Consider the following 12,135-nt stretch of genomic DNA (forward strand, 5'->3'; position numbering starts at 1 on the left):
TCAGGATGACGCTAAAACTTATTGAACATCTGCTTCAACCCAACCGTTAATAGGCTGAGGTGCCATACCAGTCATGTTGATCTACCCTTGTAATTTCGGGCTTACCAATCTGGGTTAAAAAACGTTTGGCGCTCACCAGGGTTTTACTTTCCCGCTCATCAAAATTGGCAGCATCGGGTTTTAAGCTGTTAATCCTGACCATTCCTGCTGATTGAATAAATTCGCCATCACCCATATAAATAGCGGTATGCGTTATCCTCCCCCCTGTAGTTCCCCTCAGCTTTGCAGCGGCGAAAAACAGTAAATCGCCAGCCTTTAAATTGCTAAGACACTTAGTCAGGCTGATTGAATCCTGTTCTAAAATATCAACATCTTCGCCAACCAAAGCTTGTTGTGAAGCATCTCTCGGAATAATGATCCCATTCAGAAAATAACTTGTTTTGGTAAAACCGCTACAATCTACACCTTTGTTAGATGTACCACCCCAAAGATAGGGTACGCCAATTAATGTTTTTGCTGTAGTTAAAATAGATTCAGCGCTTGGATTAGGCCTTTTAATCCAGCTCGAAAACAACTTCGCATCAGTTTTTTTAATGTAGCCGGTACGTTTATCAGGGAAAAGAACCTGATAATAAGCTTTTTCTTCACCAGTTAACACTAAGATATTGCCACTCACTAAATCAGAAACGCGGGAGGAGTTCACATCTGCCTGACTAAAAGCATGACCAAAGTCGGAAGTAAAAATAATCCTTTTCGATTTTTTCCATTGGTCAAAAGCCGCTTTATCCATTACACTTACAGCGGTACCGTCAGTCCACGATAAGTAACCATCGGGTGTGCGTACCAGATAATAGCCACCTTGCTTTTTTAATACCTGCACAGGTGTACCCAAAATCATCTGCGTCATCATTTCTGCCGCATTTTGGGGGGCAGCTCTGTTGTTACAGACCGAAAGATTGGCTAATCCGTATTCCATTCCGGTCAATTTGTTCGAAGGAAGCAGTGTATTTATTTTAACGAAGCCCTTAAAATCTTTGGTTTGATTATTTAGTGCCTCAAGCACTTGCGCCGATGTACTTTCTGCAATAACCGTATCCCCTTTAAACTGAACATTAAAATAAACAGATCGTTTATCTGGTGCAAACTCTTTTTTTACCTGATTCGAAACGGCTCTATATGTTGCCGTATCAACCTGCGCCTGTAAGGAAACCGCAAAATGTAATAAACAGCCCAGTATTAATATTCTTTTCATCATCGTTTTATGAAAATAAAATTACGAATATTCATATTGCTTAATGAGGTAAATGCTGTAACTAATTGCTTACTCGATATTATTTTTAACAAACGAGAAATAAAAAAAATTAAAAGACGTTATCCATGAAAATCGTCCTATGTTTAAAAAACTTCTACCCATTCTTTTACTCTTATTTTTTGCCAGTCAGGCTAAGGCCCAAAAATGGACTGATGCCGAATTTCGCAAGGCCAATACGGCCGCAAATGCTTCTTATTTAAGCAATGAAGAAAAAAACATTGTGATGTATATGAACCTGATCCGCATTGATGGCGAAAAGTTTTATTATACGTTTTTAGAAGACTACATCAATAACTACAATGCTAAAGTGCGGAAGTACAGAAATTACAATGAACTCCGGATTACCAGAAATAATTCCTATTACACCTCTTTACTTAAACATTTACGTGGCGTAAAAAACCTGCAGATGTTTTACCCTGATGATAAATTAACTTCGTTAAGCCGGAGCCATGCACAGGATTTAAACAGGAATAATCTCGATACACACGAAAGCAGTAACGGCGATAAATTTTCGAAACGATTATCCCGATACTTCCCCAATAAGGCTATGAGCGAGAATATCGATTTTGGTTACTCGAACAGTTTAGATATTGTTTGCCACTTATTATTAGATTGTGGTGTACCTTCCCTTGGTCACCGTTTTAATTTACTCGATCAGAAATACAAGCTCAATACCGTTGGGGTAAGCATACAGCCCCACCCCTCTTATACCTGGTGTGCAGTGATTGATTTTGTTGCGCAATCTACGTATTACACCAATAATGAGTAATTGTATAAATGATCTTATTACTGTGGCAATAAAAATATAATTGTAAATTGCGCCCAACAATAAAAGGTGCACAATAATTGCATATTTCAAGGCCACCACGTCCTGTTGAACTCGTTTCAGCATCTTGACCGCAGGAAAAGATCCTGATCCCGAAGTTACGGGATAGGATGACGACCGCTTATGTAATTTGATGTATGCCCAATAACCACAACGAACCGTTTTAAGTAATGCGCAAAATAATTTTAGCCGTCATAGATTTTTTTCACCCTCCTTTTAAAAATTTTATTTCCTTACATAATTTCAGGTACCTGGCCACTGGTGGTGGCACTTTGCTGCTGGGAATCTTAAGTTATTATTTTGCTTACTTTTTCATTTTTAAAACCGAAGAGGTAGATTTTGGCGTAATTGTGCTTCAGAGAGAAACCGCATCATTATTAGTCGATTATGCCATTGCCATCCCCACCAGTTTTTTACTCAACAAATACATCATATTTACACATAGCGAATTAAAGGGCAGGGTTCAGCTTTTCCGGTTTTTAAACCTTCAGTTCATTAACATACTGGCCAATTATGTTTTATTGAAGTTTTTGCTGGAACTGTTAAGAGATTACCCAACTTTAGCCATGCTTTCGAGAATACTGGTATCGGTTTTAATGGCACTTTTCAGTTACCTGTATCAGCACTATTTTACGTTTAGCGTTAAAAAAATAGGGGGCAAAAAAGCAGGTAAGAAACATTAATAACCCTCGGCAATGGTTTTGCCACGGAGGCACGGAATATTTGTGGCGCAGTTTAGGTGGCCAATATTTGCTACTATTTTCGTTTTGCAGCCAACTGCCTAAAAAACCTAATTCATCAGCACCAGCCTTTGTTCCTAAACGGGATGGAAGCGGCATCCCCCGATTCTTCATCGGGGATACAGCGAACAGCCCGACCGAAGCTTCCCGATGAAATACCACAGCACCTTTCCACCAAAGCCTTAATATTTTCGATGTTTTTTTGGAAAGCAGGCCACAAGCACTTCGGTTTCTACTGTCCCGCCTTTGCTTCAAGTCCTCACTCGTGCCTCGTTCCAGGCTTTACGCGCCAGTCGGGTTTAGGTGGCCAATATTTGCTACTATTTTCGTTTTGCAGCGAACTGCCTAAAAAACCTAATTTATCAGCACAAGCCTTTGTAACTAAACGGGATGGAAGCGGCATCCCCCGATTCTTCATCGGGAATACAGCGAACAGCCCGACCGAAGCTTCCCTATGAAATACCACAGCATCTTTTCTAATGATTAATCCATCTTTTTACCCCCCTAAAACCTTTATTACTTTAACCTGTTAATTTATGCAGCCGCTTTCTTGATAAGATAAAAACAACATCCTAACTTAGCTGCCGACCAACTTATTTTCAAATTAACCATGAGCCATTTTAATGATTTTAATAATGCGCAGGTAACGAAATTGCCCAATCATTTAAAGCAATTTATTGTTGACCAGAATTACGAAAAATATACACCAATCGATCAGGCGGTGTGGCGTTATGTGATGCGCCAGAATTATAGTTATCTTAAAAATGTTGCTTATTACCCATATATAAAAGGCTTACAGCGAGCTGGTTTGAGTATTGAACACATTCCCGATCTGAAAACCATGAACGATAACCTGGGCAAGATTGGCTGGGGAGCTGTTACCGTTGATGGTTTTATTCCGCCAGCAGCATTTATGGAGTATCAGGCTTACCGTGTACTGGTTATTGCGGCAGATATCCGTCAGATTAACCACATCGAATATACACCAGCCCCCGATATTATACACGAAAGTGCTGGCCACGCCCCAATTATCGCCGATACCGATTACAACAATTATTTAAGTTATTTTGGCTCGATTGGTGCCAAAGCCATGTTTTCGGCTAAAGATTTTGAACTTTACGAAGCCATCAGGAAACTATCGATTTTGAAAGAAGCTGTAGATGCTGATGAATTTCAGATTGCAAAAGCAGAAAAGGAATTGCGCTACATTAGTGAAAATATGGGCGAGCCTTCTGAAATGGCTTTACTTGGCCGCTTACACTGGTGGACAGTTGAATATGGTTTAATTGGTACTTTAGAGAACCCTAAAATTTATGGCGCGGGCTTGCTTTCTTCTATTGGTGAAAGTGCAACCTGCATGCAAAGTGATGTGGAGAAACTTTGGTACAACATTGATACGATTAACTATGCCTACGATATTACAAAACCACAACCGCAGCTTTTTGTAACCGAAACATTCCAAAACCTGATTGATGTTCTGGAAACTTTTGCCAACACCATGGCCTTTAGAAAAGGTGGAACAGAAAGCATTATGAAAGCAATTGCCTGTAAAAATGTGGCCACGGCTGTTTATAGCTCGGGTTTACAAGTAAGCGGTGTTTTTACCGATATTGGTGTGGGTACAAAAGATGAGGTCACTTTTATTAAAACAACTGGTCCTTCGGCACTGGCATTTAACGGAAAGCAATTAGCAGGTCATGGAAAACACTACCATGCTGACGGTTTTTCGTCTCCTGTGGGTAAGTTAAAAGATGCTGTAAAGGCATTAGAAGATTACAAGCCCAATGATTTACAAACCCTGGGGGTAATTTTAGGCGAAAAGGCTGAACTTATATTTGAAAGCGGCATTAAAGTAATTGGTACAGTTAAGGATATTATTACAGAAAACGATAAGCTTCTTTTAATTGCCTTTAAAGATTGTAGGGTTACAGAAGGTAATGGAAACATCTTGTTTAAACCCGAATGGGGCATTTACGATATGGCGATAGGTGAAACGATTGTTTCAGTTTTTAATGGTGCCGCCGATAAAGACGCCTACGAGGAGATTACTTTAATAAGCAATGAGAAAACGCATCAGATTGTTTACGATGATAAAACATTAAAACTGCACGGTTTATACCAAACAGTTCGTGCGATTAGGGAAAGTGGCGAAGGTTTGGATCAGCTTGCCGAAATCTTTGCACAACTTAAAACGAACCACAGGCAGGACTGGCTTTGTGCATTGGAAATTCTGGAAATTATTTACCATAAAAAGATTTATCATCAGCTGGAAAAAGAAATTCAGGTTTATCTGGAAATCAAAGCTGGCAGGGAGCTTGATCACAGCAAATTAATCAGTGATGGTTTGCATGTAATTAAAAACCCGGTAAGCCAGTTGATTGTGGAGGATTGACCCATACCTTTAATTTTATTAATTTTATGATATGTTTAATACAAATAGATGCTGAAATAAATTCAGCATGACGAACTCATCTCTTAAATACCCAACAATTTTAACTTTTTTTAATGAACATTATAATTACAGGTGCAAGTAGTGGAATTGGTTTTGAAACTGCTTTAGAATTTAGCTTACAGAAAGAGAACAAAATTGTAGCCATTGCCCGATCTGCCGATAAACTGCGTAAACTCTTAGAAATTGCTAAAGGCATTAATCCCGACTGTACACTTTTACCAGTAGAATTTGATATTGTAAATGACGATTACGCTGCATTAATTCCGTTTTTAAAAGAACGATTAGGGACTGTTGATATCCTGATTAATAACGCAGGAGCCCTAATTAATAAACCTTTTTTAGAAACTACCGAAATTGACCTTGGCGAGATGTTGCAAAGCAATGTGATTTCGCATTTCAGGATGATCCAAAGTATTTTACCATTAATGCAAGCTGGAAGCCATATTGTAAACATTGGAAGTATGGGCGGTTTTCAAGGAAGCGTTAAATTCCCGGGCCTTTCGGCTTATTCTGCAAGTAAAGCGGCACTACATACCTTAACAGAATGTTTAGCATTTGAATTGGCTGAAACAGGAATTAAAATAAACTGCCTCGCTTTGGGCTCAGCACAAACTGAAATGCTCGAAGCTGCTTTCCCTGGATACCAAAGTCCGGTTATGGCCTTCGAAATGGGAAAATACGTTGCTGGTTTTGCAAAAACCGGACATAAATTTTTTAATGGAAAGATTTTGCCTGTTGCTGTTACCACACCATAATATCCATATTATTTAGTAATTTACATGCTAAATCGAAAAACTAAAAACCTATGGAAACAAACTCTCCTTTTAAAACAGCCGACAATGGAAAAAATGCCGCAATAATAAGCTACTTTTGGTTTATTGGCTGGTTAATTGCCTATTTCGCCATGTATAAAGATAATCAGACCGAATTGAGCAGATACCATTTAAAACAAACGCTGCTGTTCCATCTGGTATCAACTGTTGTGAGCTGGGGTTTAAGCTTATTTTTAATTCCTTTAATTTTTGCAACTGGTTTTATAGATGCCGTTTATATACTCCGCATTGTTCAAATTGGATTGTTCGTATTGTGGATTATCGGACTAATTGCTGCATTCCAGGGCGAAAAAAAACCTATTCCATTAATTGGAGAGCGGGCACAAACCATGTTCCCAAGTATTTAAATATTTTAATCAGAAGAGGCTGTATCCTAAGTTGTAATTCCATTCGAATTTGTCATGTTGAGCTTCCCGAAACGTCTTGCGAGACATTTCAACAAGGTCCTTCAACAGACTCAGGATGACAATCCTATATTTAGGATACAGCCTCGTTTTATTTGCACTCATTTTCAACATTTTAATCGACTTTGGATATTTTTTATATCTTTGGTTCCAACATATGAAGAAAATAATAGTCCCGATTGCGTTTTTCATTTTGTCTGCCACGGCAGGAAAAGCCCAAACCATCATCCCGGCTCAATACCAGGAATTAGTTAAAAAACTTGTTGCCAGCCTGCCTAAAGAGGAGAAATCATCAAACCATTCGCCGGCTAACCAGTCTGAAAGTTTAATCGAATTTGCTAAAAGTATGTTAGGTATCCCCTATCGTTATGCAACAAGCAATCCCAAAGTTGGCTTTGATTGTTCAGGTTTTGTGAGTTATGTTTTCAGTAATTTTGGTTTTAAGGTTCCACGTTCTTCACGCGAGTTTAGCTACGCGGGTAAAGAAACCAGCCTGGAAAACGCCAAAGTAGGCGATGTATTGATTTTTACAGGCAGTAATTCAAGAATAAGAAGAATAGGCCATGTTGGGATTGTTTATTCTATTGATGAAAATGGGATCAAGTTTATCCATGCCTCTTCGGGTAAAGCGCATCAGGTAACCATTACGGATCTTGATGGCCATTATAAGGCCCGTTTCATGAAAATTGTAAGTATTATATAACTTACTTTTTATATTTCCACATTCTTGTTTTGCCTTCTGCAAGCCATACCAATGTGGTAACCAGTCTTTTTTGTCTGGTAGCTTCTGTTTTAGCTTCTTCAAGCCACAATACATAATCTTTTTTATTGGATGTGCTAAAATTCTGAAAAACCGCCAATGCCTCAGGATCTTCCTGTAAAGCTTCCATTAAATATTCTGGTATAACCAGTTCTTTCTTTTCTGCAGACTTTGGTTTTGCCGGCAATTTTACATTATCCTCATTTAATTGAATGGCCTGTTGTATATACGCAATCAGGATCTCATCCGAAGGCAAATCCTCTAAAGAAGTTATTTTCCCCAAAAAACCCATCGCTTCAGAACGTTCTTTGAAAATGCCATACTCATCCTGCATTAACGAACCTTTCCAGAAACCAAAAGCACAATGGTGTTTAAAGGATGCCATATGGCAAACCGTGCCTTTAAAATCAAAAAATGGCATGCTCCACTTCATTTTTTCTTCAATCCGTGCATCGGCCTTATGTACCAGATTTCTTAAATGATCTAAAATGGGGATCGCAAATGCTGCCGAATTAATGATGTACTGATCTACCTGAACAATTGTATGCATAACTTATAAATTACCTTTAATAAATTTAAAGCAAAACAACCTTTAAAGCAAGTTCTACCGCTCCATGATGAAGAAACTTTTTGGCCAGTTCGTGTAGTTCCCTTTCACGGTTGGTTGCATCTCCTATGGTTGCATCGAGCACTTCTTTTACCTCGGCGTGGGTATTGATCAAATCGATTTCTTCGTCACTCGGCAAATGTTCAACATTTCCTAACATGCCGAGATCATTTCCAGACAATACTTTAGAAAAACGGACCGAATGTGGCAAGCGGTCAACACCTATGCCTAATTTAGCCAGGGGTTTAGCCACTTTAAACAAATTGTCGCCTGTAACCCTACAATACCAATCACCACCTAAACGGGCTACAAGGTCGATTTTTTCCTGATCAATCCGGCCGTTTTCGTCTAAAATAGCTTCATTAATGTGAATCACTTTTATTTCAGCCAGAACCAGGTTGCCAGCACCGTGATGATCGCCCAATGAAATTACCTCATTTACAATACATTCAAACTGTACCGGTGCTTCGGCCACCCTTGGCGGACTAACCAGATCAGATTTCAACATGGTAAATCCTGCTTTCTCGAACTCGTTTACGCCTTTCGCATATTCGGTACTGGCCAAACTCATTTGCTGCACCATATCGTAATTTACAATATTGATTACACACTCTTTAACCTGCAATACATTTTCAAGGCTATGTTTGGTGGTATTATCACGCACCCTTCTCGACGGGGAAAAAATGCAGATCGGTGGATTTGTGCTAAACATATTAAAGAAACTGAAGGGACTTAAATTAATATTCCCTTCGGCATCAATAGTGGAGGCAAAGCAAATCGGCCGCGGAGCGATAGCATATTGCAAATAATTTTGCAATTCTACAGGGCTTAAGTCAGAGGTATTTAAAGTTAGCACAGGTAGTTAAGTTTACTATTTGAAAGGATTAAATGGCGATTAAAACTTTAAAAAGATCGTCCTTTCGAGCGGAGTGAAGCGTAGTCGAGAAATCTATCATAGATCTCTCCATTACACTGCGCTTCAGTCGAGATGACGACTTTTCTATTAGATTTTATCATTGATAACATCTAATAGAAAAAAGATCATGAAATGAATTCAGAATTAGGAACACATTATTCAAGCGCGGATTTACTTCTTCAACGCCAGGATCGAAAAATCGGTATTGGCTTTTGTAATCGTATTGGTTAAAGCGCCCAGACCTGTAATTTCCATCTCTACAACATCGCCCGGCTGTAACCACTGCACTTTATAATTTGGATCGTTAAGTAACCCTGTTCCGTTTAACTCTAAAAAACAACCTGTACCCACTGTTCCTGAACCAATTACATCACCCGGAAGAATATCTACGCCATAAGCACAACGCTCAATAATTTCGGCAAAAGTCCAGTCCATATCAGCAGCATTTCCTTTTGAAACCTCAATGCCATTTACCCTGCAGGTCATTTTAAGATCGTAAGCATGACCAACGTGTCCTGCTTTAGGTGCCACTTTATATTGCAATAGTTCATCAGGAGTTACCAACCACGGACCAATTACGGTAGAAAAATCTTTTCCTTTTGCAGGGCCTAAATTCAGCAACATCTCTTCCATTTGCAAGGTACGGGCACTCATGTCGTTCATCACCATATAACCGGCAATGTATTCATCTGCCTCGGCAGCTTTAATATTTCTACCTTTTTTACCTATAACAATAGCAATTTCTAGTTCGAAATCCAGTTTATCAAAATGATCTGGCATACATTCAATTTCGCCAGTACCCTGAATAGCATTGTGATTGGTAAAATAAAAGATTGGATACTCATCAAATTGCGGGATCATATCAACCTTCCTGTTCCTACGTGCCGCAGCAACATGCTGTCTGAAAGCGTATCCATCGCGACAACTGGTCGGGTGTGGAACAGGGGCCAAAATTTCGTAAAAAATTTCTTCTTTAGCCGCTAAACTACCATCCTTTATTTGATCGTCTATCCTTTTTGCTCTTTCCATTAACACTTCGCCTCCTTGCAGAAATTCGCTCATGTTATCAGGAATAAGCTTATCACAGCTATTTAAATTATAAATATGCCCATTTACAAACACACCAAGATGCTCTCTGTCTTCGGTTTTATAGGATACTAGTTTCATATACAATTTGGTTAAATACGCGGTAAAGCTAAGCAATTAGGGCATTCAAAATAAAACTTAAACGTTATTATTTTAACACGGTATATTTCTGAAGGTTTGATTTTATTAAAGGAAAATCTTTTGCCTGTAGGTTCTTGTAATGCTTTTTATTGGAGAGTAATCCACCTATCAGTAAGCCACCCGATACCCCAACAGGTACACCCGCAGCAATAAGCACCACCGATTCTACCAGTTTATCGCTTTTGGCAGCCAGTACAAAAAAAGTTAAACCTCCGGCAATGGCCAGCGGGGCAGCTATCCCTTTACGGTGAATGTATAATGCACTGATGCTATCGGCACTTAATTTTATGGTATCCTTCCGGTTTCTGATGATGGTTAAGTAGTCGTCGGCTGCAGCGTAAAAAGAACCTCTTGTAGCGTTTCCACTTCGGTCTATAACCCTAATGGTGTACTTCGCCTTTTGTTGTGCAAAAGTGGCTTGGCTCAAGGCTAAAAAAATTAAGCATGTAAAAATAAATTTCATCGGGATGATCGTATAGTAAGTAATTAAAGGTAATTAAAATTTCAACTTTTAAATAAAATACTTACCTTGGCACCATTAAAACCATGATCTTAAAAGCATTACATATTAATCTGGTAAACGACGCTATTGCGGCCCGTCGCTATAAGATGCTATCCAAGCTGATCATGGCTCAATATTCTCTGTAATTTTCTTTACCCTTCTTTTTTAATTGAAACGCATTGTCGTTTTGATTGTTAATTCATTAGGATTTTTTCTTTCTAACCATAACATCATTTAATTATGCCTATTTATCATAAATTGGGGCAGATTCCAGCTAAACGTCACACGGTTTTTCGTAAACCCGATGGAAATCTTTATGCCGAAGAATTGGTATCAACCGAAGGTTTTTCCAGTTTATATTCATTGGTTTATCATTGTCATCCGCCAACCATTGTAAAACATTTAGGTGAACCGTACAGTGTTGAGCCAAAAATTGCCCGGGAAAAACACCTGAAACACACGAGTTTAATTGGTTTTAACATTACACCCGAAGATGATTTTCTAAAAAGCAGAAAAGCCGTTCTGGTGAATAACGACCTACATATCGTTTTGGCAGCACCAAGAAAATCGATGACCGATTATTTCTACAAAAACAGCCAGGCCGACGAAATGATCTTCGTACATGAAGGTTCAGGAAAGCTGAAAACAGGATTTGGAGAAATTAAATTTGCTTATGGCGATTACCTGATCATCCCGAGGGGAACCATTTATCAGCTGGAATTTGATACCGAACAGAACAGGCTGTTCATTGTAGAAAGTTTTAGTCCGCTAAGGCCGCCAAAAAGATATTTAAATCAGTTCGGACAGTTAATGGAACACGCGCCCTATTGTGAGCGAGATTTAAGGCTGCCTGAAAACCTGCAAACACACGATGAGTATGGCGATTTTAAAGTGCTGATTAAAAAACAAGGCTTAATTTATCCATACACCTATGGTACACATCCTTTTGATTATGTAGGCTGGGATGGTTATCATTATCCTTATGCTTTCTCCATTCACGATTTCGAGCCGATAACAGGTCGCCTGCATCAACCACCTCCTGTTCACCAGACTTTCGAAGGGCATAATTTTGTGGTTTGCTCTTTTGTTCCCCGAAAATACGATTACCACCCCGATTCTATCCCAGCACCATATAATCACAGCAATGTGGATAGCGATGAAGTGCTTTATTATGTTGATGGTGATTTTATGAGCCGCAAGAGTGTATTTAAGGGGCAGATTACCCTGCACCCGGGTGGTATTCCACACGGACCACATCCCGGTACAGTAGAAAAATCAATCGGAAAAGAAAAAACGGATGAACTGGCGGTAATGATCGATCCTTTTAAACCTTTAATGCTTACACAGGATGCCTTGGATATTGAAGATGAGAATTACCACAAAAGCTGGCAGGTTAATATAGAATAAATGAGTCGGAAGTCGGGAGACCGGGGTCCGAAGATAAATAAGCAATCATCCAACATTTATTTGAATGAGTCGGGAGACCGGGATCCGAAGATATAGAGCAGATAAATAAGCAATCATCTAACATTTAAACGAGTCGGAAGTCGGGAGAC

12 protein-coding genes are annotated in these 12,135 nt (G+C 39.1%); 7 read left to right on the forward strand and 5 right to left on the reverse strand.

Annotated elements, in window-relative coordinates; genetic code table 11:
- Nucleotides 1–46: 46 nt before the first annotated feature.
- Entirely contained in the window at nucleotides 47–1,255 is a 1,209-nt protein-coding gene (locus tag AC07YT_RS17675; protein ID WP_086545203.1) for a C40 family peptidase, read from the reverse strand.
- Between the two features lie 136 nt (nucleotides 1,256–1,391).
- On the opposite strand from AC07YT_RS17675, the gene AC07YT_RS17680 reads away from it, so the two are divergent.
- The 6 genes from AC07YT_RS17680 to AC07YT_RS17705 all read left to right on the forward strand — a co-directional run bounded on the left by AC07YT_RS17680 (nucleotide 1,392) and on the right by AC07YT_RS17705 (nucleotide 7,270).
- Entirely contained in the window at nucleotides 1,392–2,081 is a 690-nt protein-coding gene (locus tag AC07YT_RS17680; protein WP_086545202.1) for a CAP domain-containing protein, read from the forward strand.
- Between the two features lie 227 nt (nucleotides 2,082–2,308).
- Nucleotides 2,309–2,821: a GtrA family protein gene (locus AC07YT_RS17685; RefSeq protein ID WP_086545201.1), complete on the forward strand. Its 513-nt coding sequence runs from the start codon at nucleotides 2,309–2,311 to the stop codon at nucleotides 2,819–2,821.
- A 667-nt stretch (nucleotides 2,822–3,488) separates the two neighbouring features.
- Entirely contained in the window at nucleotides 3,489–5,270 is a 1,782-nt protein-coding gene (locus AC07YT_RS17690; RefSeq protein ID WP_086545199.1) for an aromatic amino acid hydroxylase, read from the forward strand.
- Between the two features lie 113 nt (nucleotides 5,271–5,383).
- Nucleotides 5,384–6,085 carry an SDR family oxidoreductase gene (locus AC07YT_RS17695; protein ID WP_086545198.1) on the forward strand — a complete coding sequence of 234 codons (702 nt, stop codon included), beginning with the start codon at nucleotides 5,384–5,386 and terminating at the stop codon, nucleotides 6,083–6,085.
- A gap of 50 nt (nucleotides 6,086–6,135) precedes the next feature.
- Nucleotides 6,136–6,510 carry a DUF4870 domain-containing protein gene (locus AC07YT_RS17700; protein WP_086545197.1) on the forward strand — a complete coding sequence of 125 codons (375 nt, stop codon included), beginning with the start codon at nucleotides 6,136–6,138 and terminating at the stop codon, nucleotides 6,508–6,510.
- A gap of 214 nt (nucleotides 6,511–6,724) precedes the next feature.
- Nucleotides 6,725–7,270: a C40 family peptidase gene (locus tag AC07YT_RS17705; protein WP_478358808.1), complete on the forward strand. Its 546-nt coding sequence runs from the start codon at nucleotides 6,725–6,727 to the stop codon at nucleotides 7,268–7,270.
- A gap of 1 nt (nucleotide 7,271) precedes the next feature.
- Here AC07YT_RS17705 and AC07YT_RS17710 read toward each other — a convergent pair whose 3' ends face one another.
- The 4 genes from AC07YT_RS17710 to AC07YT_RS17725 all read right to left on the reverse strand — a co-directional run bounded on the left by AC07YT_RS17710 (nucleotide 7,272) and on the right by AC07YT_RS17725 (nucleotide 10,504).
- Nucleotides 7,272–7,877, reverse strand: coding sequence for a YdeI/OmpD-associated family protein (locus tag AC07YT_RS17710; RefSeq protein WP_086545195.1), 606 nt, complete (start codon nucleotides 7,875–7,877; stop codon nucleotides 7,272–7,274).
- A 25-nt stretch (nucleotides 7,878–7,902) separates the two neighbouring features.
- A complete protein-coding gene (locus AC07YT_RS17715; RefSeq protein ID WP_086545194.1) occupies nucleotides 7,903–8,790 on the reverse strand; it encodes a flavin reductase family protein in 888 nt (295 codons plus the stop codon).
- Nucleotides 8,791–9,021: 231 nt separating this feature from the next.
- Complete coding sequence (locus AC07YT_RS17720; protein WP_086545193.1) at nucleotides 9,022–10,017, reverse strand: fumarylacetoacetate hydrolase family protein; 996 nt, start codon at nucleotides 10,015–10,017, stop codon at nucleotides 9,022–9,024.
- 67 nt (nucleotides 10,018–10,084) lie between these two features.
- Entirely contained in the window at nucleotides 10,085–10,504 is a 420-nt protein-coding gene (locus tag AC07YT_RS17725; protein WP_145954203.1) for a hypothetical protein, read from the reverse strand.
- A gap of 315 nt (nucleotides 10,505–10,819) precedes the next feature.
- Between AC07YT_RS17725 and AC07YT_RS17730 the strand changes: the two genes are divergently transcribed.
- Nucleotides 10,820–11,986: a homogentisate 1,2-dioxygenase gene (locus AC07YT_RS17730; RefSeq protein ID WP_086545191.1), complete on the forward strand. Its 1,167-nt coding sequence runs from the start codon at nucleotides 10,820–10,822 to the stop codon at nucleotides 11,984–11,986.
- Nucleotides 11,987–12,135: the final 149 nt, after the last annotated feature.

This window comes from Pedobacter sp. GW460-11-11-14-TSB4, assembly GCF_059423705.1.